This window comes from Sphingobacterium micropteri, from assembly GCF_014692515.1.
Taxonomy (GTDB): Bacteria; Bacteroidota; Bacteroidia; order Sphingobacteriales; family Sphingobacteriaceae; genus Sphingobacterium; species Sphingobacterium micropteri.
In genome coordinates, this window is record NZ_JACOIK010000001.1 from 222,222 (window position 1) to 248,297 (window position 26,076).

General features: G+C 41.9%; 20 protein-coding genes. 3 read left to right on the forward strand and 17 right to left on the reverse strand.

The annotated features are described in order from the left end of the window. Positions 1-2: 2 nt before the first annotated feature. Genes H8B06_RS00920 through H8B06_RS00935 form a run of 4 tightly spaced genes read right to left on the reverse strand, consistent with a single transcriptional unit; the run spans position 3 to position 4,465 of the window. Positions 3-608, reverse strand: a complete 606-nt coding sequence (locus H8B06_RS00920) for a hypothetical protein (protein ID WP_190992396.1) — start codon at positions 606-608, stop codon at positions 3-5. A gap of 11 nt (positions 609-619) precedes the next feature. Beyond that, positions 620-1,186, reverse strand: coding sequence for a hypothetical protein (locus tag H8B06_RS00925; RefSeq protein WP_190992397.1), 567 nt, complete (start codon positions 1,184-1,186; stop codon positions 620-622). Next, the gene (locus tag H8B06_RS00930) at positions 1,183-1,962 is read right to left on the reverse strand and encodes a class I SAM-dependent methyltransferase (protein ID WP_190992398.1); all 780 of its coding nucleotides are present in this window, start codon (positions 1,960-1,962) and stop codon (positions 1,183-1,185) included. The genes H8B06_RS00925 and H8B06_RS00930 overlap by 4 nt, the downstream gene beginning before the upstream one ends. Before the next feature lie 31 nt (positions 1,963-1,993). Beyond that, entirely contained in the window at positions 1,994-4,465 is a 2,472-nt protein-coding gene (locus H8B06_RS00935; RefSeq protein ID WP_190992399.1) for a TonB-dependent receptor domain-containing protein, read from the reverse strand. Between the two features lie 214 nt (positions 4,466-4,679). On the opposite strand from H8B06_RS00935, the gene H8B06_RS00940 reads away from it, so the two are divergent. Together H8B06_RS00940 and H8B06_RS00945 are read left to right on the forward strand one after the other, a co-directional pair. Beyond that, on the forward strand, positions 4,680-5,678 hold the full coding sequence (locus H8B06_RS00940; RefSeq protein ID WP_190992400.1) for a helix-turn-helix transcriptional regulator: 999 nt from the start codon (positions 4,680-4,682) through the stop codon (positions 5,676-5,678). Positions 5,679-5,797: 119 nt separating this feature from the next. Next, positions 5,798-6,277, forward strand: a complete 480-nt coding sequence (locus H8B06_RS00945; RefSeq protein ID WP_190992401.1) for a GNAT family N-acetyltransferase — start codon at positions 5,798-5,800, stop codon at positions 6,275-6,277. 15 nt (positions 6,278-6,292) lie between these two features. On the opposite strand, the gene H8B06_RS00950 is transcribed toward H8B06_RS00945, so the two are convergent. The 8 genes from H8B06_RS00950 to fsa all read right to left on the reverse strand — a co-directional run bounded on the left by H8B06_RS00950 (position 6,293) and on the right by fsa (position 14,093). Next, on the reverse strand, positions 6,293-6,637 hold the full coding sequence (locus tag H8B06_RS00950; protein ID WP_190992402.1) for a hypothetical protein: 345 nt from the start codon (positions 6,635-6,637) through the stop codon (positions 6,293-6,295). A gap of 47 nt (positions 6,638-6,684) precedes the next feature. Continuing rightward, complete coding sequence (locus H8B06_RS00955; protein ID WP_190992403.1) at positions 6,685-7,071, reverse strand: DoxX family protein; 387 nt, start codon at positions 7,069-7,071, stop codon at positions 6,685-6,687. Between the two features lie 75 nt (positions 7,072-7,146). Continuing rightward, on the reverse strand, positions 7,147-9,276 hold the full coding sequence (gene rnr / locus H8B06_RS00960; protein WP_190992404.1) for a ribonuclease R: 2,130 nt from the start codon (positions 9,274-9,276) through the stop codon (positions 7,147-7,149). 512 nt (positions 9,277-9,788) lie between these two features. Next, positions 9,789-10,235, reverse strand: a complete 447-nt coding sequence (locus H8B06_RS00965) for a Fur family transcriptional regulator (RefSeq protein WP_190992405.1) — start codon at positions 10,233-10,235, stop codon at positions 9,789-9,791. A 76-nt stretch (positions 10,236-10,311) separates the two neighbouring features. After that, entirely contained in the window at positions 10,312-10,992 is a 681-nt protein-coding gene (locus H8B06_RS00970) for an anaerobic ribonucleoside-triphosphate reductase activating protein (protein ID WP_190992406.1), read from the reverse strand. Continuing rightward, complete coding sequence (nrdD, locus tag H8B06_RS20770; protein ID WP_190992407.1) at positions 10,985-11,158, reverse strand: anaerobic ribonucleoside-triphosphate reductase; 174 nt, start codon at positions 11,156-11,158, stop codon at positions 10,985-10,987. Before nrdD ends, H8B06_RS00970 begins: the two co-directional genes overlap by 8 nt. Before the next feature lie 5 nt (positions 11,159-11,163). Further along, on the reverse strand, positions 11,164-13,260 hold the full coding sequence (locus tag H8B06_RS00980) for a ribonucleoside triphosphate reductase (RefSeq protein WP_190992408.1): 2,097 nt from the start codon (positions 13,258-13,260) through the stop codon (positions 11,164-11,166). Positions 13,261-13,433: 173 nt separating this feature from the next. Continuing rightward, entirely contained in the window at positions 13,434-14,093 is a 660-nt protein-coding gene (gene fsa, locus H8B06_RS00985; RefSeq protein WP_130140975.1) for a fructose-6-phosphate aldolase, read from the reverse strand. Between the two features lie 124 nt (positions 14,094-14,217). Here fsa and H8B06_RS00990 point away from each other — a divergent pair, with 124 nt between their 5' ends. Then, a complete protein-coding gene (locus H8B06_RS00990; protein WP_190992409.1) occupies positions 14,218-15,441 on the forward strand; it encodes an MFS transporter in 1,224 nt (407 codons plus the stop codon). A gap of 10 nt (positions 15,442-15,451) precedes the next feature. Here the strand turns inward: H8B06_RS00990 and H8B06_RS00995 are convergent, their stop codons facing one another. The 5 genes from H8B06_RS00995 to H8B06_RS01015 all read right to left on the reverse strand — a co-directional run bounded on the left by H8B06_RS00995 (position 15,452) and on the right by H8B06_RS01015 (position 25,781). Beyond that, positions 15,452-16,714 (reverse strand): acyloxyacyl hydrolase, encoded by a 1,263-nt coding sequence (locus H8B06_RS00995; RefSeq protein WP_223857400.1) that lies wholly within the window; start codon positions 16,712-16,714, stop codon positions 15,452-15,454. Positions 16,715-16,722: 8 nt separating this feature from the next. Continuing rightward, entirely contained in the window at positions 16,723-17,160 is a 438-nt protein-coding gene (locus H8B06_RS01000; protein ID WP_190992411.1) for a retropepsin-like aspartic protease, read from the reverse strand. A 48-nt stretch (positions 17,161-17,208) separates the two neighbouring features. Then, positions 17,209-18,153, reverse strand: a complete 945-nt coding sequence (locus tag H8B06_RS01005) for a malate dehydrogenase (RefSeq protein WP_190992412.1) — start codon at positions 18,151-18,153, stop codon at positions 17,209-17,211. Positions 18,154-18,220: 67 nt separating this feature from the next. Next, positions 18,221-20,530 carry a translocation and assembly module lipoprotein TamL gene (tamL, locus tag H8B06_RS01010; protein ID WP_223857401.1) on the reverse strand — a complete coding sequence of 770 codons (2,310 nt, stop codon included), beginning with the start codon at positions 20,528-20,530 and terminating at the stop codon, positions 18,221-18,223. Next, complete coding sequence (locus tag H8B06_RS01015) at positions 20,520-25,781, reverse strand: translocation/assembly module TamB domain-containing protein (RefSeq protein WP_223857402.1); 5,262 nt, start codon at positions 25,779-25,781, stop codon at positions 20,520-20,522. The genes tamL and H8B06_RS01015 overlap by 11 nt, the downstream gene beginning before the upstream one ends. Between the last annotated feature and the right edge of the window lie 295 nt (positions 25,782-26,076).

Sequence of the window (26,076 nt, forward strand, 5' to 3'; positions counted from 1 at the left end):
CTTTAATTCGTTAGGAACAGCTCTAAGGTTAAGTTTTGTAATCGCAGCGTGCGCAGGTCATAATTTACGACGGTTTCTACCGGTACGACGAAATCAATCTCTTTGAATTCGATACGGTCGATTTGGAGGACAAATGTCCGCTCACATTGCCGACGTTGGTTTGGATCGGTAGTCAGTTCACATCCGTCCTTCTGTTTACGGAAAAAGCTAAAAACAATATCGGCAGGAATATCAGTGCCCGTAGCGATGTCCAGTGGATAATCCAAGATCGTCAGCTCTTCTTTTTCCGCATCGTAGCTGTATAGCATGCCCCGTAAGTCAATTCGCTTGATCATGGTCAATTGTTCGCTTGGGTCTCCTTCCGGATTCAGGACATAGGTTAAGTTCATTGCCGGTTTGGAGAAATTAGCGATCTCGTTGCGGATATCGAACCACAAATATGTGCTTCCGGTCGCGAATTGAAATATCTTGCTGAACAATAGTTGGTTATCACCATAGACTTCCGCGGCGATATCCTCCGTAAAATTGAGGTTATCTTCAAATTCTCGTTTGCAGGAGGAGCTCAACAGCATCAGCAGGGTGGCGATATATAGTAGTTTTGCTTTCATATAGGTTATTTTTATCTTTTGCTTCCTTCGATATTTGCCTTCATCGGTACCGGCAGCATCGGATCTATAAACAATTCCAGTTCACTGGTTGCACGGACATACTTGCCCACCAGTTCTGCGTCGTCGCTCTCCGGTAGGGGTGTACCGATTTCACCGTCCGGATCAGCAGTACGCACTAGACCATCGGTCCCCCGTAGATAGATGGTGTCGGCAGTTACCTCCAACAGGCTTTTGATCCGAATAGACATCTCCAAAGGCATAAAGGAGGTGTTGAATCGCTCAAAAGAAACCTGCACCGCTCCACTGCCGAGGGAATCGATATGGATATCCTGCTGCCCACGTGTAAGATAGAGTTGGGGAATGGTTCGCGTTTCTGCATCGTAATAGATCAAGCCGATTTGACTATCGTATACACCCGATATTTCATGCGCGTATCGTTGCGTACCGTAATCTTCGTCGAGATAATCCCCACGATCGGGCAGCAGGTTGCTATCACCAATATCTGGCGAATAGTATTCATCCTTACTACACGCTGTCAGCACAACAGCCAATACAAAAAAACAAAGTTTCAAATTCATCTTTTTCTCGCGACAATCGCTACGGAGTTGATGTCATTTTTATGTCTGCGGAAAGTCTGGCGCATCAACAGGATGCGTTTACGCAGTTCTGCATGTGTTAATATATTGCATATCATCTTGATCATGCCCATGAGGCCTTCGTCCTGTAGCACACGTTTAGGTTCCAGCAACGCCATAGCATTCGTGTCTATCTTCACGATTTCGAAGCCTTCGTCCTGTAACAATGCACACCATTCCCGGACGGTTAGCGGACGAGCGTGTACGCGGATATTGGTGCTAAGATCCTTATAGACGCTTTGTTTGATGTCTTCCGAGATGTTGTCCGGTTGTAAACCCATTTCGTGGATACCATAATAACCACCGGGTTTCAGGATACGTGATGCTTCCTGGATAATCGCTTTTTTATGTTCCAAAGGTTGCATGGTGAGCATCGCCTCGCCATATACTTTGGTGGCGCAGGCGTCGGGCAAGGTAGTGTCCGATGCATCAGCAACAATCATTTTCATCTTGTCATAATTCACGTTTTTCTGGGCGAGTTCAGACGCCGCTTTATTGTTGTCTATGCCTGTATAGCTGTTGGGTTTCATCGAGCAGGCTAATGCTGCCGTATAGCCCAAACCGGGCGCAAATTCGACAACATCATCCGCCGTGTTGATCTGCATATTTTTCATCAGAATGTTGGTCAGTTCGCGTCCGCCGGGACGTAATACTTTCTTGCCGACCTTTGCTAGGATCCAGTGTCCTTGTTTTTCGTTTAATTTGTGTTCTATAGCCATTTTATTCGTGTTCCGTTTTTTCTATTGTTGTTTATTTTAGTGTATAACTTAATCCCACATAGATAGCCCGCTTCTGTCCCGGCATGAAAAACGCCAAATTATCCACGGTAAATTGTGGAAAGGGGATAGGGGGGAGCAGTATCTGATCGCTGATGACGTAGCTCGATGCATAGGATTTATTCAGAATGTTCTTGCCGTCAATGTAGAAGGAGAAGTTTTTCCACCCCTCAACCCCTAAGCGTAGACCGAAAACTGTGTATGTGGGCTGGTACACGGTATTGCTGTGATCGATCGGGGCTTTCTGTGGCTGACTTTCGGCGTTTAGCGATACGAAAAACTTACCGGGATAGCTGTATTCTACCGATCCTGTAAGGTAATGTGGTGGCACGCCAGCAAGTTTATTGCCCTTATATTCTCCCGTGTTAAAATAGAAATTACTAAAAGTGTACATGGCCCGGAGCATTAGGAGATCCTTGCCCGATACGTCCAATAAACCCTGGATCGGTACCGCCATGAGCCCGGCTTCTACGCCTTGGTGAATCGTATTTGGATAGTTCTTGGTTTGTTTAACGCCCAAGACGAAGTCTTTCACCTCCAGCAGTTCGTTTTTTACCCAGGAGTGGTAGAGGGAGATATTCCAGCCATATCGTGTACCTTCATGACGGCTACCGAGCTCGGCCGTATAGGATGATTGTTTGTCGAGCTTGACAGCAAATAGTTCTTTCGGACTGGTGTTGATGTTGCTGCCGACTTTCGTGCCCACCAATTCGTCAAATGTCGGTGGTTCATAACTACGGCTGATGTTACCGAAAAACTGGATGTCGTTGTTATTTCCTGTATTGTATATAGCGCCTATCCGAGGATTAAAGGCAAAATAACGCTGATCGAGCGAGATATCCTCTGAATGGAAATAGCGGTATTTATGTGATGAATGGCTGTACCAGGGCCGAAGCTCCGGGTTACGGAATACATCTTTACTATTACGTTCATTGGTGACGGCCTGTAGATTCCCGATAAGATGAAAACGATCACTGAACCTGTGGGCGTATTCGGTATAAAGGGTCAGGTTCAAGGCATTTAGTTTGTCTTTGCTGAACATATAGGAGTCCAATCCGTCCCTATTGATATGTCCATGGCGATCGATACGGCCGCTGCTCGCTAACAGCCCGGCTGTCAGGGTAGCGTTATGCCGGCGATGTACGGTTTGTATAGATAGGCCGTAGTCGTTGCCAAAGGAGCGATTGGTAGACAATACAATCGGAAAGGCAAACCGGTCGTCAATATACTGATAGTACAATGATGCGGTGAGGTCTGTCTGGGCAGATAAACGGAAGGCGGTACGGTTTGCAATACGTATAACAGCCGCTTCCCGACCCGGTTTGTCGCGGGCAATATTTGGCCCCATATAGTAGGGCAATGCGATTCCGGTATTAATCTGGCTCGGATCATCCCGAAGCATAGACATGGTCAAAGGTCCGGGGACATCGAAGTGGATATAAGAATAGTTCAGGTAGGTACGGTTGTCGATGTTCGGCGAAATACGATAACCGAAGTTGCCGGCGATATTTAGTTTTCTGTTCTGGTTATGTTGCCGGAAACCGTCCTGTCTGCTCGTTGAAATCGAAAGAAAAGCATCCTTGTCTTCCCAAGCATCGCCTAGAAATGCATTCAATTGCCCGTAGCCATAGGAACCAGCTTCTGCTTTGACTTGTATGCCTGGGGAATGTCGCCCTGTCCGGGAGTTGAAATTGACTGCCCCACCTAAGGTGGAAGCGCCGTACCGCAAAGCATTTGCACCTTTATAGACTTCTATAGATTCCGAAACTGCCGGATCCATGACTCCGATAATAAAGGAGCCGTCGGCAAAATTGGTAGGGATACCGTCTTGCAAAAGGTACACTCCCCGACGTTGTGGATTGCTTTGGATACCCGAACCCCTTATGCTTAAACGTGGTTGGTCGTTGGCACCGAATAATTCTTGTATCACCACGCCGGGCTCATATTTTAAGGCATCCTTGATCGTTTCCAGACGCTGTACTTCGGGGGTCATTACGGCAACGGAGGTTCCTCCGGCAATCTGTTTGTGCTCCATCTTTATTTTTTCGATCGGCTGGTTGCTCGATAGGGTATGATGGGACACAATGACTTCCTGCAACTCAATACGTTTTTCTTTAAGGTAGATATTGTAGTGGCGTTTATCTATATCGTGATGTATATTGACGGTCGTTTCAAATAAATCGTAGCTGGTATGCGTAAACACGAGCGTATTCTGTCCGCTAATGACAGCAAGTGCGAAGTGCCCATCTGCATCCGTTTTGGTCTTTATTTTTTGATTCTGTTTTAACACGACGCTCACATTTGGAATAGGTTGTAAGTTTTCCGTTAACACATGCCCTTCAATGTATATAGATTGCTGAATAGATCCGGAGTTGCCTACGCAAATGACCGTTATGAACATGCTGGCTAACCATAAGGATAAACTCGTTCGTATACCGCTTATCATCTAGTATTTTTTCCTCTCTAAAGCTGTTTGCATATATTTGAATCCATAAATTTTTGTTTGTCCACAATCACAAAAATGTAATAATCAAGCATCTAACATAATGCTATTTAGAATAAAACTAAATAAATGTATATTTGATGGCAAATATAAGACGAGTTGTTCGTTGAAGAGAGCCCAAATTGGAAGTAAAGGCTCCCAAAATAGAAGAAATTGAATGATGAAGTTTATTGTAAGCACTCCAGAAGATAATCTGTTGACAGCGATAGAGCTGCCGGATAATTACGATATGGCTTCGCAACTGCATAAGCAAGAGTATACGAGGCATGATTTGACAGGGTCTAAATTCCGCCATTTCCATACAGACGGGCTGGTCTTGATCGATGCGCAAACTATTTGTTCACAACAGCTTACCGCCGGGCTGCTTTTTGATAGCCATGTTATCGCGATGGTATTTCATTTCGATGGTGATTGTCACATGGTTTCGACGGGAGCTGAAAAGAACACGCATATCACATTTTTTCCTGGCGGACATAATATTCGTGTACTTAGCAGAGGGGAGCTGGATTTGGTTTTTGAACCCAACAAATTCGTCAATTCATTTATTGTTTTGCTCTCCAAAGAATTTTGTCTTCGGGTGATCCCGCAGGAATATAATAATGACCTGCTCACTGCGGTGGAAAACGGGAGAGATGTAGCGCTCTTTCCGGAGGGCTCGTCGTTGAGTCAGGAAATGAAACGAATTGTAGAAAATGTTCGAAATTGTAGCCGAAAAGGATCTTTCCATAGGCTTTGTCTTGAAATCAAAATAGCAGAGCTGATGATGCTCCAGTTAGAGCAATATCAACTATTGCGCAGCAACCGACCTGAAAAGCCAATAGTTCATCAGGCAGATGTGGAAAAGATAGAAAACGCAAAAAAAATATTGGAGGAGAATTATAGTCGTCCACCTACTATTAAAGAATTGGCTATGATTATCGGGGTAAATGAAACCAAACTAAAAACCGATTTTAAGAAAATGTATCAACGTACTATACATGAGTATACCGTGTCTTTGCGGATGCATAAAGCCTATCAACTCATTACCCAACAAAATCTTTTATTAAAAGAGGTTGCTTTACATGTAGGATACCAGAAAACGTCAAATTTTACCAAAGTATTTAAAGAGTTCTATGGTATCAGTCCCAAGCAGGCGGCGATTGATAAAATATCTTGAAAACGAAGACAAGAGAACTTGGTGGTTTTCCGGATTTAAAGGCGAATTTTGTAATATCCGCTGTCTGCCAACCTTAAATTCGTGTCGGTTTTTCTATTTTTATATAAAGTTTCTTTGCTATGCTACAATTTCTAAAATATAAATGGGAAGATTTTGACAACTATTATTCTATAGTGGCGGATGATCAGGTCATGAAATACATTACCGGAAACGCGATGTCGGAAAAACAAGCAAGGGAAAAATTCACTTCTATCATGCAGATTAACGAAGAAGAGAACTTATTGGGATATTTTAAAGTTATAGATCATAATTATGGACTGATTGGAGATTGTAAACTTGTAAGATACAAATACGACCGTTCCATGTTAGAAATAGGATATCTTTTGAAATATGCCTTTTGGAGAAAGGGCTTCGGAACAAAAATATGTAAAAAACTTTTGAGAAAATCTGCAAAAATAGCACCTAAAGATAACATTATCGGGGTTATAGACCCCGATAATGTTGCGTCGAAACGCCTTTTAGAAAAATTTGGATTCAAAAGTTGTTTTATAGGAGAAGAAGACGACGTTCCTACAGAAAAATTTATTCTTTGCAGATAATCGGCAGAAAATATATTATTCTGTAAATTCTTTTGTACAGCTATTATACACTTGTTTTATATCACTGACATTGCCAAAATCATCAAAATCTACCTTTTTATTTCCGCAGGTGTAGCCGGAAGAGGGCGGAACGGTGTTGCAGTTGGGACACATGGTCATCGTAAAATAGACTAGCTCATTTTTATATAAACCAGAATATAGATTTACTTCCATAGCATCTTTTTTTGTACATTTTAATTCTGCTTTATACAATTCTTTCATACGTACAACACATTCCGAAGTGTCGGTTGGAGCTTCATCTTTTGTACAGGCAGTAACTATCAGTAAAATAGCTGTTAAAAATAGATAGCATCTTTTCATATTATATGGGTTTCTAAACTAAACGTATAATATCTTTTTTTGCTACATCATAGTTGTGCGATTAAATGACGATTTACCTTTTGGTTATAGATATAAGAAACTGCAAGTATAGCTCCGATGATAATCGGCAATAAAATGAAGCCGATGTTACCATCTACTACTAGATGGCTTAGGGCGGCAAAAATTAAATTAAAAGTCAGGCCTGCATATGCCCATTCTCTTATTTTTGGATGTAAGCTAGGAATAACCAGCGCAGTTGCTCCTAATACTTTACAGACCATAAGTGCATATGCGAAATAGTCAGGATACCCTAACGGTTTTGTGCCGACATTGAATTGATCGGGGACAAAAATGACTGAACTAAGGGGCATCACAGCTTCAAACAAGAAAATAAAAATTGTTGCCGACCAAAAGATGATTTTATCTCTTTTCATATTATTCTTTTTCTGCTAAGCTAAAAGCAATTTTGAGAATAATACTTTACATAGGGCAAGAAATAATCGCTTCCTCTATGATACTAACGTAAAATCAATCTGTCTTTTTTCCAGATCTACCTTCTTTACCTTGATGCTTACCTCGTCACCCAATTGATACTTCTTTTTCTTCCGCTGGCCAATGATGGTATAGTTTTTTTCGTCCAGTGTATAGAAATCGTCCGTAATATCCCGTAGCCGTACCATACCTTCACATTTATTTTCCTGGATTTCTACATACATACCCCATTCCGTGACGCCTGATACGATCCCGGTATATTCTACCCCAATCTGGTCCTCCAGAAACTCGGCTTGCTTGTATTTAATGGATGCACGTTCTGCTTCAGCAGCTCTTTTCTCCATTTGGGAGGAATGCTCCGCCATTTTTTCATAATGCTCTGCGTTGATTTTCTTTCCACCGTCTAAATAGAATTGCAACAACCGGTGCACCATCACATCGGGATAACGACGGATAGGGGAGGTGAAATGGGTATAATAATCGAAAGCAAGTCCATAATGGCTTGTGCTTTTGGTGGTATAAATAGCTTTTGCCATAGAACGGATGGCCAGTGTCGTTAACAGGTTCTGCTCTCGCTCGCCCTCGATTTTTGTTAGGAGGGCGTTTAATGATTTAGCGGCCTCCTTATCGGTTTTGATCGTGAGTTTGTGTCCAAATCGTAAAGCAAATTGTGAAAAAGTGGTCAACGTTTCTGGGTTCGGGGTATCATGGAACCGATAGACGAACGTTAGCTTATTTTTACCTTTCCCTTGTTTTCCGATATATTCAGCAACCTTTCGGTTGGCAAGCAGCATAAAATCTTCAATAAGCTTATGTGCATCCTTCCGCTCCTTGGTATAAACACCTAAAGGCTTCCCTTTTTCATCGAGGTGGAATTTAACCTCTTCACTTTCGAAGCTAATGGCACCGTTTTTAAACTTCCGCTCTCGTAGGATGTGGGCGAGCTCGTTCAGTTTAAGGATTTCAGCTGCGTGGTCTCCTTGTTTTTTTTCGATAACCTCTTGCGCTTCCTCATAGCTAAAACGGCGATTGGAATTGATGACCGTACGGCCGAACCATTGATCTAAGATCGTTGCTTTGTCGTTTATTTCGAATACAGCTGAAAAACACAGCTTGTCCTCATGTGGTCGCAATGAACAGACACCATTTGACAAACGTTCAGGAAGCATGGGGATAACACGGTCAACCAAATATACGGAAGTACCCCGTTCAAAAGCTTCCTTATCTAATAGCGAATCTGGGTGCACATAATGGGAAACATCGGCAATGTGTATTCCCACTTCGTAATTTCCATTATCCAGCGTTTGGAATGAAATCGCATCATCAAAATCCTTTGCGTCAAAAGGGTCTATCGTGAACGTAAGTATATCACGAAAATCACGCCTTTTCTTTATCTCGTCCGTGGGTATTTGCTCTGGAATGGCATTTGCCTCCGCTTCCACTGCGGAAGGAAAAGATAATGGAAAGCCGAAATCCGCAAGGATAGCATTAATTTCCGTATCGTTCTCTCCTTTTTTACCTAAAATGCTTTTGACCTTTCCGATCGGATTTTTAGCATTCTTTGGCCATTCGATAATGGAAACAACAACTTTTTCTCCATGTTGTGCACCGTTTAAATTGTCTAGTGGAACGAATATATCATGAAGCATTTTCCTGTCGTCGGGGAGGAAAAATGCATACGATTTGGCGATGTCTATCGTGCCGGTAAAATCCATTTTAGCACGTTGGATAATCTCCACGACTTCCCCTTCTCGCTTCCGACCTTTTCTACGTTCGTAAACGTGTACTTTAACGATGTCATTATGGAGAGCTTGTCTCAATTTCCGGGGAGCAATATGGATGTCATTTTCAAGTTCATCTTCTGGAATAACATAGGCCGAACCATCGGCTGTCATATCGACCTTGCCTTGGATGTAAACATGCAGCTGACTCAACTGAAACTTGCCTCGTTCTGTTTGCAGGAATTTGCCGGATTTGGATTCGTCAGAAAGGATCTCCGCAATTGCATTTTTTGATTCCGTATCACTAAGGTTGAGTTTTGCAGCTACCTGTTTATAGTTAAGGGGAGTGTTGTTTGATTTTTCGAATATATCTACGATAAGATGGGTTAGAACTTCTTTGTATGTGTTCTCTTTTTTTTGTCTCATATGTTTCAAATTATGGCTTGATATCCATTCTTCCTATTGTTGAAATCTGACAAGAGGGAAGGAGATGTTTCGCCTTCTAGAAGAGCGACTGCCAGTGTTTTATTTATATAAACTAAGATAAGCAAAAAATGTTCTTTACGTCTGTCAAAAGATAAGTGATTATCGCATTTTTATAAAAGTGTTTATTTTATTTATTTTACTTATGTTAATTATTTGATTATCTGTTATATATTTTATTGAATGCTAAATATATTTTTGTTCAAGGGCTGTTTTCTGAGGAATAGATGGGGTTTCGTGTATGGCTGTTGGTTTTTTGGGTGGTCTATAGATATTTTATATTATATTTTTAATTTCGTTTACCTTTTGCAACTAATTTGAAATAAGTAAATTATGAAATCTTTGATAAAATATGTAGGAATTGTTTTTAATGTTTTGGTTGATGATTTTTGATAAAAAAAATGCTTTCTGCACGCAGAAAGCATTTCAATTAAAAAAGTATTTTGGAAGAATATTTAATGCTCTTTTTGACAATTTGCACATAGTCCGACAGCGTTTATTGCGAGGGAATGTAGTGCAAAATGAGGGGGTAAAGTGATCTTTGGAAGGCTTACTTCGTTCAGGCAATATACACTGTTGCAGATCGAACAAATGAAATGCACATGTTGGTCGTGATGATGGTTTTCGGTACAGTTGGAACTACACATGGCATAGGTTGCTGTGCCATTTAGATCAAAGATTTTATGTACAATTCCCTTTTCTTCGAAGCTCGATAAAATGCGATATAAGGTTACCCGATCAATGTCCTTTCCCACTATTTTCTCTAAATCCGGTTGGGATATGGCTGCTTCTTTGTGCGTTATTTCTTCTAAAACACGCAGTCTTGGGGAGGTTACTTTTAATCCGTTTTCCCGTAGAAGTTCCGTGAAGTCTTTGTTTTTTTCTGTTTTTTCATCCGTCATGATAGGGGTAAATTTACGGATTTTTTTTAACTCCTATTGTTTATCCAATGGGAGTTAAAATATCGGATTGCTATCGTTATGTTGTACGGATTTCTACTTTGATTTTCTCGGTAGACAATCGAATAGGATTGAGATGGCCGTTTGTGTATGGAAGTGGAGATAGGGTCTTGACACCATTCCTAAAATATTGAATGAAGTATTTTCCTTCATATCCTCGTTGTTCTAGATAAGTAACCATAGCATCCATGTCCTCAATAGAGAGTAGATCGGCATGCCAAGTGGTCCTAACTTCACAAGGAATGGCGTTTTTCTGTAATAATGTCAAGCTGTCTACAAAAGTGGCAAACGTATCGGATAAGGTAATATCGTGATACTTTTGACTGGTTCCTTTGAAGTCTAGCGCGACGTAATCAAGTAAGCCCTCGTCCCACAACTGCTTTAAGGTAGCGGGCATGGTACCGTTGGTATCCACTTTTATCCGATAGCCCAGTTCTTTAGCTATGCGGGCAAGTAGTATTAAGCTGGGATGTAAAGTACATTCGCCGCCGCTGAAAACGACTCCTTGCAGCAGCGATTTACGAGATTGCAGAAAATCCCGGGCATCTTGAACAGAGAATTTACCCTTTCCCAAGACGATATCTGGATTATAGCAGTACAGGCAACGCATATTGCAGCCTGCAAACCAAAGAATGCAGGCTGGATAACCTGGATAATCCAGTAATGTGAAAGGTGTAATACTGTAAATGGGTTTAATCATGCTGCTCTTTAAAATGCGTGCGCTGACGATGTTCTCCTTTTTTACCAATGTTAAAGCTTTCAACTGGCCTGTGATATCCCATAACGCGGGTGTAGACCAGGCATTTACTGCGTTTTTGTTGGTTTTGCTGCAAAATCAACAATTCTTTTTCGGTGTTGTGTGTCATGTGTATTATATATGTTGATGGTTAGAAATAATCATGTCATCACATTGTGGGCAATATTCGTGTTCACCTGTAAGGTAGCCGTGTACCGGACAGATGCTGAATACTGGTGTAACCGTGATGTACGGAAGTTTGAAGTTAGAAATTACGGTATGTACAAACGCTCGACACGCTTCCGGCGAGCTGATGCGTTCGTTCATGTAGAGGTGGAGTACCGTACCCCCCGTGTATTTACATTGGAGCTGATCCTGTAGTAAGAGGGCTTCAAAGGGATCTTCTGTATAGTCCACTGGAATTTGGGAGCTGTTCGTATAATAGATATGTTTGCCTTCTCCGGCTTGAAGAATTGCTGGAAATCTTTTTTTATCTTCCTTTGCGAAGCGATAGGTTGTTCCTTCAGCAGGAGTGGCTTCCAAATTATAAAGATTGCCGGTCTCTTCTTGAAATAAGCGAAGGCGCTGACGTATATGTTCCAGGAGATCGGAAGCAAAAGCTATTCCCCAATCGCTCACGATATTCTCGCTGTCGCCACTAAAATTACGGATCATCTCGTTCATGCCATTGACACCAATGGTCGAAAAATGGTTACGAAAATGGCTTAGATAGCGTTTGGTATAAGGAAATAAACCGTTATCATACAGCTCTTGGATGAATTTTCGCTTTTTTTCTAAGGTAGACTTTGCTACCAATAGTAGCTGATCAAGACGTTCATATAGTTTCTCTTTCTGGTGAGTATAGAGATAACCTAACCTTGCCATGTTGATGGTAACCACGCCAATGCTTCCCGTCATCTCCGCACTTCCGAATAACCCGTTTCCTCGTCTGAGGAGTTCGCGTAGATCTAATTGTAAACGACAGCACATGCTGCGCACGGCGTTCGGTTTATAGGCTTCGGGGTTCTCGACTTTATGTCCATCGGCATCAATAATATATTGGCTACCCATAAAATTTTGGAAATAGGAGGATCCGATCTTTGCTGTATTTTCGAAAAGTAAATAGGCGTTCTCACTATACCAATCAAAATCTTCCGTGATGTTAACGGTAGGGATAGGGAAGGTGAAAGGTTGTCCATTGGCATCTCCTTCGGTCATCACCGTATAGTACGCTTTATTGATCATGTCCATTTCTGTCTGAAAATGCCGGTAACAAAGATCTTCCAGACGCGTCACACCACGTTTTTGGGCAAGATTGGTGAGTTGTTGGCTCCGAACATTCGCAAAAAGATGTTGTCCCCCTCTAGTGGGGATCTGCTCTCTTAAATCTTCCGGCACATTCCAATCCAACGTGATGTTAGTGAATGGCGATTGCCCCCACCGTGCGGGTACGTTGAGGTTATACACAAAGCTGCGTACCGCTTTTAATACATCACGGTAAGCCAGTTGATCTTTAAAAACATAAGGAGCGAGGTAGGTGTCAAAAGAACTAAAGGCTTGTGCCCCCGCCCATTCGCTTTGGAGAATACCGAGAAAATTCGCCATCTGCCCCAATGCTTCACGAAAATGAGAGGGAGGTCGGCTCTCCACACGTCCCCGCACACCGTTAAAACCTTCATCAAGTAGTACCCGCAGGCTCCAGCCGGCACAATAGCCGGTTAGGCAATCTAGATCATGAATATGGATGTCACCATTGCGGTGTGCATAGCCTTCCTCTTTATTATAAATTTTATCTAGCCAATAGTTCGCAATAATTTTTCCCGCAGTATTGTTAATCAAGCCTGCATTGGAATAGGAGGTGTTCGCGTTTGCGTTAATGCGCCAATCTCGTTGTCGGATGTATTCTTCTACAGTTTGACTGCTGTCTACATAAGTCGTATCCTCATTAAAATGATCAACGTGTTCCCGCTGCAACTTGCGTGTATGCCTATAGAGCATGAAGGATTTCATAACCTCAAAATAGCCGAGCTCATAAAACTGCCTTTCAATGATATTCTGTATATCTTCGACGGCCCATACTTCTTGTTCGCGCAAGTTCGTTAATACCCGCTCGAATACGCGATCATCGATAGGATAAGATACGCTTTGAAAACCTTTCTGGATAGCGTCCTGTATTTTATAGATTTCTAGGGGCGCATAAACTCCATTTCGCTTGATCACATATTTTTCCATAACTGTTGTTTTGTCTGAGAATGCCGAGCTCCTCTATTTGGTGGAGGCTTCTAAACAAATTTAAGATGGAAATCAGGGTTGTTTTATGACCGGAAACATAAAGCGTTAAAAAAATAAAAAAGCCTCTCCAAATGATATCTGAAGAGGCTTTTTCTGCGGAAATAAAATCCTTTTTATTTTCCTGCCGCTTTCGCGTGGTCGGCTAAAAATTGTGCCAATCCACTATCGGTTAATGGGTGCTTTAATAGAGAAAGGATAACAGATAATGGCCCTGTCATCACATCCGCTCCAATCTTGGCACATCCCAATAAATGTGCACTATGGCGTACGGAAGCCGCTAAGATTTCGGTTTTAAAGCCGTAATTGTCATAAATAAGGCGGATTTCTTCGATCAATCCCAAACCATCTACAGAAATATCGTCCAACCGTCCAACAAATGGGGATACGTATGTTGCTCCTGCTTTTGCCGCTAATAAGGCCTGACCTGCAGAGAAAACAAGCGTGCAATTGGTTTTGATACCTTTTTGGCTGAAATATTTGATAGCTTTAACGCCATCTTTAATCATGGGAACTTTCACCACAATTTTAGGGTTTAGAGCAGCCAGTGCCTCACCTTCTTTGATGATATTGTCATAGTCGGTAGAGATAACTTCTGCACTTACATCGCCATCTACAATATCGCAGATAGCTTTATAGTGGTTAATTACATTCTCTTCGCCACTGATGCCCTCTTTCGCCATAAGGCTGGGATTCGTAGTTACGCCGTCTAATACACCGAGATCCTGTGCTTCTTTGATCTGTGCTAAGTTCGCGGTATCGATAAAAAATTTCATGTTTTATTAGATTGTTTATAGTGATTTAAAATATTTTAAAACATAATATACCTAAGTATGTTACAAAAGTAATTATATTATTCTCAATCTGGGAAGGTTTAGTCAAAACATTTTTTTGCCGTTCATGGATATATTCAGATCGCTTTCTTATCCTAATTTTCGATTACACGTCATAGGTCAGGCGATATCGCTTTTAGGTACTTGGATGCAGCGGATTGCTATTAGTTGGATGGTTTATGAAATGACGAACTCTGTTTTTTGGTTAGGTTTCGTACAATTTATCGCCTTGTTGCCCTCCCTGATTCTCTCTCCCTTTGTCGGTTCATTTGTCGATAAACATCAGAAATACAAATTGGTTTTTCTCACGCAGATCGGGTTAATGATACAAGCTGGTGTGTTGACTTTGGTAGTAGGACTGCAGTTACAGACCGTTTTTATCCTGTCCATGTTGGGGTTTATACAGGGTGTCATCAACGCTTTCGATGTACTTAGCCGTCAATCCTTAATGATATCGCTCGTAGATAACAAACGAGATTTACCCAATGCCATCGCATTAAATTCTTCCATCTTCAATGCAGCGAGGATGGTCGGGCCGGCTATTGGTGGTATTTTATTAACCAAATACGGCGAGTTTGTATGTTTTGGCATCAACTTTATCAGTTTTGTACCTGTTATTATATGTTTGCTGCTGATGCGTGTGAAAGAAGATCCGTCAAAGCTTATCAAGGAAAGCAATTGGCGGGCACTTATAGAGGGGTTCAGCTATTTGCGACGTTCACCACATATTGCATCATTGATTATTGTATTGGTGTTTTCGAGTTTGTTGGTTATCCCTTACACCTCTCTATTGCCCGCAGTGGCTAAGGATCTTTTTAGGGGGGATGAATCTACGTTCTCTTGGTTTGAAAGTGCCGCTGGTTTTGGTGCGATGATCGGAGCCATCAATATGGCAAGGTTAAAAACCGGTGAAAATCTGCGATATCGCGTGTTATTTTCTGCTTTTTTAATGGGGGCAGCACTTTGTTTATTAGCATTTGCTCGTATTCTACCGCTAGCCTTAGTGTTTACCATGATGGTGGCGTTTGCCATGATGATGCAAAATTCTTCTATTAATACGTATATCCAGACACATGCAGTTCCGAGCTATCGGGCTAGGGTAATAGGTTATTATGTGATGGCTTTTCAGGGTGTTGCGCCGATTGGGACACTCTTGGTTGGGGCAATGGCCGAATATATTGGAATCCAGCGTACGCTCTATGTGATGGGAACATCCGGTATTGTTATTGCGTTAGGTTTTTATACCTATTTGCGGTTACACATTCACCGGCGATTGTTCAAGAAAATATAACAGGTCTCCATCAATACAGCAACGATGGTGCTTTATTTTTAAATCGATAACCTAGACCTAACATCAAATAATTAGGTTCGTGAAAGTCTTTTAAATTATAGCCAATATGTAAGAATGAATTTTTGGTGGTTGCAACCTTCAGCGCAAATGTTTGATAAGTACCCCCGAGATCTCCGCCTTTGTGTAGCACATTACCTCCCAAACCGACGCCGATGGTAAAAATTGGCATAATATATTCGGCCCTCGCGGATAGCCCCACGGCCAGCTGTTTATCTAAAGATGGTTTGAAGAACTTTTCTTCCATGGTAGCCGAGAAATAGTTCTTGGTATAAACATTGGCACTGCCATCGTATACTGCGTCGACGGAAACGCCCACTCGAAACCTATAGCTTATATTGTACATTGGGCCAAAATACATGCCTAAAACAGGATATTGATGCGGCGAAGCGACAGGTTGCCCCATAACGTCGACTCCTTTCCGACGCCATGAGCCGAAAAGAACTAAATCATAGTTAATATGTTTGGGATACGCTGTGCGTAAAGAGTCAGGGATTTTGGTATGTTTTGTGGCGGGTTCTCGTTTTCTAAAATCATATAAAATACCCATTTTTAACCCTAGCATATTGAGCCCTGCATTTGGAAAATTTGTATTGCCATTTGAGAAATGCGTAAAGTCTAAACCAGTTGCCAGATCGGTATGTGGTGTTAATCTCCATCGCACATATAGGCCTGCATTCAAATAGGCATTGGTTTTGGAACCAATTGCGATATTATAAGGGTTGTGTACAAAATGATGCGGTTTCCAACCAGTAGATAAGCCAAAATTCCATTCATAATCTAGGGCTGTGTTTAGGCTTAGCTGCGTGATATTGGATCGTTGGAAAAAGTATACCGTTTTGGGATTGCCTAATTCCTGCGGGTTGCCGAAGTTATAAAATGACACGCCTATTCCTTGATAGGTATGTGCATAAATTCTATCTCCTAATGATCCATTTGGGAATCGAAAGGCATATTTTATGTGTCCAGATAACGCATTTCGAATAGGTTTTCGTTGATTGTTAAATCCGGAATAAAAAGGAACATTTGGTAATATATAGCCTGGTCGAAGTTCGAGTCCCAAATGGTGTACAAAACGTCCGGCACCATTCAGCTGATACACCGTATCAACCGAGAGTGTATCTAGTCCGAAAGCTAACGTGCCTACTGGGATAGCAAGGAGAAGGCTGCACGAGCATAATGCTTGGAGGAACACCGATTTTAGACCCATAAACATACACTAGCTCAACTTACTTTGCGGTCTCTTAAGATCAAAAGTTGTTTCCGATAATCAATTCGAGCAGCATAGGAAAATAGAATATCTCCTCCCAATACACCGATAACCGGGGGAAGATTCATTTGCTGATAGGCATAATTCACGGCGCTCAGGTCAAGTACTGCCGTTATAAATTTTTTTATTTTCCAGTTGCCTATGGCGAAAGTAGGTAGTTCGAGCATAAAACTTTCCATAGAATTTGTACCTAAGCCGGTCGAGATGATATTGGTATTCTCTATTTTTTCTTCTGGAATACCGGATTGCAGGAGTGTGGTTTTATCGAGAACGGTTTTTGAAGCGCCGGTATCCAGCACCATTTTAAAAGGTTGGTCAAATAAACAAACATCAATCAATATATGGTAACCATCGCCCTGAAGCTCCAATATTTCTAGCGGAATTTTTTGCATGGGTTAAACTTAGGAAATATAAAAATAAAACCCATGCAAAAAAGCGTGTTATATGATATTACTATCTTTCAATACTTGGTTCATATTTCTTACCGCATTTGCGCTATTTTTAAACAAGGCTTTCTCCTCTTCCGATAGTTCCAATGGAACAATGCGATCCCAACCTTTTTTGTTTATAATGACAGGTACGCCAATATTAATGTCTTCTTCGCCGTACTCCCCTTCTAGGAATACAGACGCCGTAAATAACCTATTTTGATCACGTACAATACTTTCTACCATAGCAGCCGTTGCCGCTCCGGGCGCGTACCAGGCCGAAGTACCAATTAAAGCAGTAAGTGTCGCTCCGCCCACCATTGTTTTGTTGACAATATCGTCTTGCTCTTCTGGTGTAAGGAAACTGTTTACAGGAATACTGTTCCACGTTGCGTGCTGTATCAATGGAATCATAGTGGTATCACCATGCCCGCCTATTACGATAGCATTTAAATCATTTGCTGACGCTTGTAGCTTTTGGGAAATTTGGTATTTGAAACGTGCTGAATCCAATGCGCCACCCATGCCTATAATCCTATTTTTAGGGAGACCGCTCGATTTTAATGCAAGATAGGTCATGGTATCCATCGGATTGGCTACAATAAGGATGATAATGTCCGGGGAATGCTTCACTAAATTCTCCACGACCGATTTCACAATACCAGCATTGGTGCCTATCAGTTCTTCGCGTGTCATTCCTGGTTTCCTCGGAATACCCGAAGTAATAACAGCCACCGCCGAACCCGCAGTTTGTGTATAATCGTTGGTGACTCCTTTTATGGTAGAATCAAATCCGAGAAGAGCGGCTGTCTGCATCATATCCTGTGCTTTGCCTTCTGCTACACCTTCTTTGATATCTAAGAGCACAATTTCTTCTGCAATGTTTCGTCGTACAAGATTGTCAGCTGTGGTAGCACCCACAGCTCCTGCTCCAATAACTGTTATCTTCGTCTGCATATTTTTCTCCTTTTATATTGGTATAGAATGATGTGTAGATAAATGTACGAAACTTTTCGGTATTCCCCTAGAACGGATAACCGATAGCTAAATTAAATACGAGGTTTTCGCGTCTCCATTGCGAATCACGGAAATCGATGTATTTAAATACCCAACGATCGCCCGGATCCCGATAAGGCACACGTACCGGGATCGCAAAATCTGTACGGATAATTAAGAAGTCCAAATCAAGACGTAATCCTAAACCTGTACCTACGGCCAGCTCCTTATAAAAATCCTTCGACAATTTTCCGCCAGGTTTGTTTTCATCCTCTCGTTGTAGCCAGATATTGCCCGCATCTATAAATGCTGCCCAATGCAGCATACCCGCTATCTGCGCCCGGTATTCCGTGTTAAGCTCTAATTTAAAATCACCCGTTTGATCAGCGAAAAAATTGTTTTCGCCCAAATTTTCAGGCAATGCTGAACCGGGACCGACTGCTCTGGGGCGGTAGGCACGCAATCCGTTAGGACCGCCGGAGAAATATTGTTTTAAATACGGAAGCGACCGTGAATTTCCATACGAATGGCTTAAGCCCACCATCACTCTCGAGGCGAGTTGTGAACTGGATGTCAATTTCATATAGTGGCGGAAGTCTGCTTCCGCTTTGATAAACTGCGCATATGGCGTTCCAAAAATCTCCTTCGCACCTTCATCATAGTTGGCTCCTTGAATCAATCCCAATACGTTGCCAGAAGTGTTTAAACCGGTTTTTACATAAAAAGTGTGCTTACGTGCTGCTTCCATCGAATTGGTAAACGTATACGAATAGTTTGGGCCGAAAGAAAACTGGGGATCTACAATGTGGCGTAGGGTAGGGACTGTATCCATTTGTGCACGGTAATCATCTGTAATATTACGTGGCTGTACATAGATAATTTCCGCAACGGCCAAGTCGTGTTGTTTTTGATCGTCTTCTCTCCAATTATATCCATAATTCAGGGTAAGGGAATTAAGTGTATACGCATTCCGTCTGTTCAAAAACTCGTAACCTACTTTTGCATACGTTTTCGGAATATAGCGTCTGGATGGTGCCCATTTATAGGGGGATAGCAAACGTGGCCATACGATACCTACCTCTGTTCCATAACGTATGTAAGCAGAGTTCAAGTTAACACTACCGCCTGTTTGGGTCTCGTAGCCCCCAAAAACACTTACCGTAAGCGTCTCAAACCCTTTAAAAGCATTGCGAAGTGTCCAATGTGCATTGGCTTCCGTACCATTATAAACCGACGCCGTCTTTCCAATCACCTCAAAACGGATCGATTTTCGTTGCATGGGGGTGAGGTGGTAGTAGACATCCATGGTGTTAGCTGAATCAGGACTGTCAACGAATGTGTTCTTCACAAATTTAAAAGCATTGAGATTGACCAGGTGGCTAATGGTTCGATTGTGTTCCCACCGTGTATACGTATCTCCTTTGTTGAAAAAGATATGGTTGGCCAACACTTTTTTACGATAGGTATCTTGTGGGTCTATGATATAATACTGGTTATTAAATAGTTGCTGTTGCCGGGGACGTGTTGTTTCGAAACCCTGAGATGTTTGCCGATAGTTGGGATAAATAAAAATGTTCCCTATTTTTTGGGGCTCTTTTGCTTTCGCGGGTGTTTCCGGTTTTACCGTAACATACATATCTACTTGGTGATTTCCCCGGCTACTGTCCACTTCCATTAATAAATGGTCAGGCGAAAAATAATAATACCCTTTATTTTTTAAATCATTGTCGATACGGTCTCGCTCATTTAGGATAACATCTAAATTATAATTGCTCTTCACATGCAGTAAGGATTGGGATTTTGTGCTTAGAATATCCTTTCCGAGCTGTGTGGCCGAGTCTATTTCAAAATCAACTTTGGCGATTCGGTAAATCTTTCCGGGGAATGCATTGTAGGTAACCTCTGCCAACTTCCCGTCTATCGTGGTATCTGACGTAACATACGCATTAAAAAAACCAAAATTCTCCATCCGGTTGCGTAGGAGATTTTCGTTATACTCCCTGTTTACATCGCTAAGTAAAACGGGTTCTTCTCCTTGCTTTCTCAACCATCTATTGATCGCGCCTGATGCGGAGTCAGACCCGCCGCCCATATTATACAGACCTAGTTTGAAACGCATACCCAAAATCTTTTTATTCGGTTTGGGGCGGAGCATTTCTTCCAGATGTGTTTCAAATGCTTCTTTTCGTTCTTTCGGAATACTATCTTCGGAATGGATGACAACATGTCCTTTATTATAGAGCTTTTCATCTTCCGCAAGATATTTGGTTGAATTACAGCTCGCCACCATAATCATGGTGATCATACCTATGGCGATATAATGCAACTTAGTCTTCATACGACCTCCTTTCCTCTTCATCGTCTCGGATAGCATTTGTTGTAGTATCTATTTGTGTATTCGTTGAATCTTTGTTCTCCTGTTCTGTTTCTTGTTCTTCTTGTTCTTCCATTTCTTCTTTCCGGATAGCCCGATGGGTGGAATCTACGGGTTCATCTGTCGTCGAACTGTCGCTGTTATTATCCTGCGGTTGTAGTTGCTCGTTTTTCCGGCGCTCCTCCACGCGTTTGCGGAACTCCGGACTGTTCTTCATGAGGCTATCTCTAATCACGAGGCGTACACTATCCCGATAAGCAGAATCTGTCTCCATCCGCTCCACATCGAAACGACGCCGAAAACTCCGACTATCCGTATTGTAATACTGTTCTAAGGCTCTGGAACTCATAAACAGCTCTTTGAACCGATCGTAACTCATGGTAATGATAAAACCGATACCGGTTTCGACAAATTGCCCTTGTAGCGTAGCCTGATATTGATTCTTTCGGTATACACGGGCAAAGTAGCGTCCGTCTTTTGAAAGTTGATAATCCAACGAAATGTCTCCCGCGATATTGGATGCTTTTTCTCCCGGACGCGTGTTACCTTCGACTTCGAAGTTGGAACCAATGGTAACTTTTAAGCGATCATCAAATAACATCTTAGATACCCCGACATTTAAATCTGTTCTCGTTTGTGCATTCCCCGTCAGATAATCCTCTTCCGATTGCAGATTGAAATCAAGTTCTACACCTTTAATAAGGTCGGACGCTAGATTATTCAGCTGGCTTGTTAAGAATGAACTAACCGTGCTACGCGCCATTCCCTCAGCTCCGCCGCCGCCCGAAAGGCTTTCGAACGGATTAGCCGACATAAAGCGACCGAGTGCAATTAATGAAAATACCTGCTTGTTCAATTCTGCCGGATCTTCGCGTATATTGGCTAAGGCAATATTCACCTTGCTCACAACATCTTGCGAAACAATAGCGTTGTTCTCATCCAGATCAATGTCAAAGTTAATTTCCGGTTTGAATAGCTCACCCGTGAGGATTAATTTTACGTCGAACGGAATCCGCTGCTTGTAGAGGTTTTGACTTTCCCCACCAATTTGTGACTGTACGAGTTCCAATGTTGGAAAGCGACTTCGGTATATGGCGGTAATATCCATACGCGCGTCCAATGGGTCACCGTTCCACGTGATGGTGCTTCCTTTCTGGAAAAGGAACGGCTTCGAAATCGGTCCTAATGAGAATGTATAATCTCCTTTTTCTACCGTGTAAGTGCCCGACATGGTGATTTTGTTACTCGCATCGATGGTTGCGTTTAACTCGGCAATACCTTGGATATTGAGCGCGTCTTGTGTACCCTCATCTAATATAACTTTGAATTTTGCCTCCGGATCGGTGGATAGATTGAGGGCAATGTCCATGCCAGACAGTTGTGTTGCTGTCGTCATCGAATCCAGGCGGGCAAATACATTCGCACGAGCTGTATCCGAACGGTTTACAAATTTGACCACACCATCCCGTTGCGCAATGCCCGGATCATCATTGGGTACAATGAGTGCAAAGTCCGTATTCTCATTGACCTTGATATCTCCCTCTACCCGCGGTTGATCCAGGTTGCCGCGTATACGAAGATTGGAGGTTAAATATAGTTTCCCGAAAAATAAATCGTTATCTTCTCTTGTTGAATTGACCGCAGCGAAATCGTTCATGGTCAAGTTCAGATTAAAATTGAAATCCGTATAGGTAGTGGTCGCTATAGCGCCATTTAATAAGGTAGAGTTACCACGTTGATCTTTGATCTCAAATTTTTTGAACTGTATGCCTTGGTTGTTGAAATATATGGTTTGGTTATCCATGAGGAAGTCAGCATTCAACATCGCGACGTTCAATTTACTGTTTTGGAATGTCAGCCCACCATTGATTTTCGGTGCATCGACCGTTCCCGTAATTTTCAAGTCACCTACCAAATCGCCTTCGCAGTCTTCCAGATAACCCAAGCTAAATGCTTGTATCGTTGTCATCTTCATAGGCTTCAAGGATAGTGTAGCGTTTAGGGTGGCCGGTCCATCCGGCGGACTGATGAAATCACCTGCGAGCTGTACATCATTACCATTTCCTTCGATTTTAACATCAGCAGAAAATGTGTTTTCTTTAATGTTATCTACTTTAACCAATACGTTACCCACGGTGTCTTTTCCAAAGTAAAACCTGTCGATCGTCAAGTCAGAAACAAACACAGGGCTGCTCTCCAGGCGAGATACGGTTGCTGTACCGTTGATGCCCCCACCTACATTGAACATTTCTGAAGCCAACATTTGCGCAAAGGTCTCGATTCTAAAATTGTTAAATGTCACATCAATAGGTGCGTTCGCTATTGAATCCTGTGATTGAACAAGAAGCTCCTGTCCGTTATTTGTTAAACGGAAATTGTTTGCATGTATGCCGCGTTCCCCAAAGCTAATTGTATTTGTTGAGTCGATACGCCAGTCTTCATAGTTTAATTTCAGCCCGTCTTCATGGAGACTGAACAGAAAATTGTTTTCGGCAGCCTGTAGTCTCGCCCCTAGATGATACTGTTCTTTATCTTCTTTATCTTTTATCCAAAGACCGAAATCGACGTTATTCTCTACTACACTGCCACTTGCTACGGTATTATTTAATTCAATATTACCCATTTTGATCTTATGGATAAGTGCAGAATAATACAATGTACTATCGAATGTTGTTAAATCAACACCCACATTTTCTATGGATGTTCCCCCATATATAATCTTTGGTGCAATGAGTTTGGCCATAAAATTTTGTGTAGCGCTGTTAAAGGTCCCATCTAAGGTTATATCGCGCATTTCTTCCAAATCTGGGAGAAAGTTGCGTATAAAGCGAGAGTGATTGAGCGTGGCACTAAATTCGAAGCTCTGCGGGTCGTACGAGGTCGTATCTTTTGGTGCATTACCGGGATTGTAGTAAATCTTTACAATATCCTGTAAGGCAGGTGCCAGTGCCGTGAGTTGGTATTTTCCAACCATATGTGCCCGAAGAAATTCTGATCGTAAAAGAAGCATATTTCTACTGGTATCTGCAAATGCCTTTAAGGAAATGCTATCTAACGTATAACGCGCGTCGTTGTATGCGATTGCGGAATTGACAATGTCTAAGGAACCGTTTAAGAAATCGGGGTCGGCTGTTTCAAAATCGGCGACAATTTTTCCATGATATCGAAAATCATCTTCCATCAGGTTCAAGTTTTGCAGATTTACGCTGTCAATAAGGAGTGTAGCGTTTACTTTTGGATAGGTATTGCGCATGTCCGCTGCAAAATCCATGTTGAACTGTATGTTGGGATCAGGACTATTTAGCGTACCTGCAATATCACCATCTTTAGCATCCACGTGCAGTTGAATATCGCGATAGGCATATCCCATCGCATCCAAATGATTCAAGCGTCCGTCTATAGATGCGTTCATGTTTTTGGGATCCAATCCAGTTCCCACTACGGTGGCTTCCGCAGATAGTATACCCAAAACAGAATCTTGATTCAAGATGTTCCCGATATTCAGGTCATCGATGGATACATAAGCGTTGTACGTGGTATCTGCTCCCATTTGCATGTTCCCATTAACGGTTGCATTTCCTTTTTCTGTTACCAGACTCATGTTGGCATCGAAGCCAGACATGCCTCCTTTGAATGTTCCCGATAGGCTGATGGCGTTGGGGAGTTGTAAGCTGTCTGGCATCATGGACTTCGCCACCAAGCGTTCGATATCCGCTCTGCCGGTCGTGAATTTTTTCAAATTCAAATCGATATAGAGTTTATCGGTATCCGGCAACCCCCGAATGACCGCACTGGCTATCAGATGTGTACGATCTAATGTTTTAAACTCTATGTTGGGAATAGCCAAGTTATCCATCCGCCCTTTTACGGTACCATTGATATAAAAAGAACGAGCCAGGAGCGGTTTCATAACTTCCATCGTATCCAGATCCGGTACGAAATAGCGAATATCGCTCATATCAAGCGTGGATTGTTTGATGTTGGCTTCTACCAGAACTTGGCTGGGGTCTTCCGTTAAAGCATCCAGTGACGGGTAGGATAGTTTGATATAATCCCGAATAGTTGTCTTTGGTGTTTGCGCGATAAAATTCCGGATTTCCACCCCCGTATTATGATAGACAAAATCTGCTTGTAGCTTTTTGATAGCAAATCCGGAATGGTCTGCCATCGAGAGGTTTTTCAAAGAACCGGAAATAGAATCACTCGAATAGTATAGATCTTCAAGTTCGCCCAAAAAGTCGCTGATTTTAATATTGAAATAGTCGAAACCCTTCATACGTGGTTCGTTATCATTCTTAAACCAGACATTGGTTTTGTCGATGTCTAATTTATCGGCCGAAACAATCCAGTTCATGGAACTACTATCTGAAGTGGTGTCAGATACCGTAGTTACCGTCGGTGTAGATGCCGTTTTGCCCATAAATATTTGGGAATCAGACTCATCTAGCGTAACCTTGCCTAAACGTACAATTTCCTTATTGAGATCCATTTCCTTGATCTCTGCCGCTAACTTCCGGATATTAAAGCGGGTATCCATGGCGGCTGACGAATCTTGATATTCCACCAGAATGTTGCTCAAGTCGAGGTTTTTTATCTCCAGATCCGGTAGTAGGGAAGACTCCTCGACGGAAGTATCCGTAATACCGAAATCTTCCGCGGATGGAGCCTCTCCATCAGATACGGGCGCCCATTGTCTAACGAAAGCCGTTAGTCCGTCCAATTTAATGTTGGGCATCGAAAAAGCCATATTGTTGGTTAGGTCAAACTTCTTTACTTTCGTGTCGAAATGTTGTAACCGAACGTCCGCACTTGTCCCGATAACCTCGTCATGATAAACAAAATGAATCCGTTCAAAAAGTACGTCGTTGATATCGAAAACAAGGGCGGATGTAGTATCGGCATCTGCGGTACTTTCCTCTTCCGAAGCAAACGCTTCGACAATGTAATCGAAATTAAAACTGCTATCGGGCAGTGTCCTGTTTATTTTAGCCGTAATACCCTTTAATTCTAACTGCTGTATCTCTACGGTATTTTTCAACAACTTAAACATATTGATATCGACCAATAATTTTTCGCCGGCAATCAACGTGTCTTTGGATTGGTCTTCAAAATAGACGTTTTCCAATACGAGTTTTTTAGGAAAAGTAATGTTAATGTACCCTATATTGACTGGTGTGCCAATCTTGTTTTCCAGATAGTTCGTGACTTTGCCCATTACGTAGTTTTGAACCGCAGGCATTCGTATAAGAAAAATTAGCAATAGCAGAAGGGCAATAATACTGCCGATAATCCATAATATTGTTTTTAAAGCTATTCGTCCGAATCGATTCAAAGTAATTTTCTGTTAAATTTTATGTGACTTTATTTTGTAATCCTCTTTAATCAACAAACGTAAAAACAGTAGAAATGTTCATTCCTACTGTTAATTATTTGCCGATACAAATTAACAAACAAAAATAAGTTTTGTGAACTATTAATGATAAAAGAGTAATATTGTAGTTTAGTTTGAC

Coding starts and splice junctions, on each gene's coding strand:
- H8B06_RS00920 (WP_190992396.1), bottom strand. CDS start 608: ATGAAAGCAAAACTACTATATATCGCCACCCTGCTGATGCTGTTGAGC.
- H8B06_RS00925 (WP_190992397.1), bottom strand. CDS start 1,186: ATGAATTTGAAACTTTGTTTTTTTGTATTGGCTGTTGTGCTGACAGCG.
- H8B06_RS00930 (WP_190992398.1), bottom strand. CDS start 1,962: ATGGCTATAGAACACAAATTAAACGAAAAACAAGGACACTGGATCCTA.
- H8B06_RS00935 (WP_190992399.1), bottom strand. CDS start 4,465: ATGATAAGCGGTATACGAACGAGTTTATCCTTATGGTTAGCCAGCATG.
- H8B06_RS00940 (WP_190992400.1), top strand. CDS start 4,680: ATGATGAAGTTTATTGTAAGCACTCCAGAAGATAATCTGTTGACAGCG.
- H8B06_RS00945 (WP_190992401.1), top strand. CDS start 5,798: ATGCTACAATTTCTAAAATATAAATGGGAAGATTTTGACAACTATTAT.
- H8B06_RS00950 (WP_190992402.1), bottom strand. CDS start 6,637: ATGAAAAGATGCTATCTATTTTTAACAGCTATTTTACTGATAGTTACT.
- H8B06_RS00955 (WP_190992403.1), bottom strand. CDS start 7,071: ATGAAAAGAGATAAAATCATCTTTTGGTCGGCAACAATTTTTATTTTC.
- rnr (WP_190992404.1), bottom strand. CDS start 9,276: ATGAGACAAAAAAAAGAGAACACATACAAAGAAGTTCTAACCCATCTT.
- H8B06_RS00965 (WP_190992405.1), bottom strand. CDS start 10,235: ATGACGGATGAAAAAACAGAAAAAAACAAAGACTTCACGGAACTTCTA.
- H8B06_RS00970 (WP_190992406.1), bottom strand. CDS start 10,992: ATGATTAAACCCATTTACAGTATTACACCTTTCACATTACTGGATTAT.
- nrdD (WP_190992407.1), bottom strand. CDS start 11,158: ATGACACACAACACCGAAAAAGAATTGTTGATTTTGCAGCAAAACCAA.
- H8B06_RS00980 (WP_190992408.1), bottom strand. CDS start 13,260: ATGGAAAAATATGTGATCAAGCGAAATGGAGTTTATGCGCCCCTAGAA.
- fsa (WP_130140975.1), bottom strand. CDS start 14,093: ATGAAATTTTTTATCGATACCGCGAACTTAGCACAGATCAAAGAAGCA.
- H8B06_RS00990 (WP_190992409.1), top strand. CDS start 14,218: ATGGATATATTCAGATCGCTTTCTTATCCTAATTTTCGATTACACGTC.
- H8B06_RS00995 (WP_223857400.1), bottom strand. CDS start 16,714: ATGTTTATGGGTCTAAAATCGGTGTTCCTCCAAGCATTATGCTCGTGC.
- H8B06_RS01000 (WP_190992411.1), bottom strand. CDS start 17,160: ATGCAAAAAATTCCGCTAGAAATATTGGAGCTTCAGGGCGATGGTTAC.
- H8B06_RS01005 (WP_190992412.1), bottom strand. CDS start 18,153: ATGCAGACGAAGATAACAGTTATTGGAGCAGGAGCTGTGGGTGCTACC.
- tamL (WP_223857401.1), bottom strand. CDS start 20,530: ATGAAGACTAAGTTGCATTATATCGCCATAGGTATGATCACCATGATT.
- H8B06_RS01015 (WP_223857402.1), bottom strand. CDS start 25,781: ATGGGCAAAGTCACGAACTATCTGGAAAACAAGATTGGCACACCAGTC.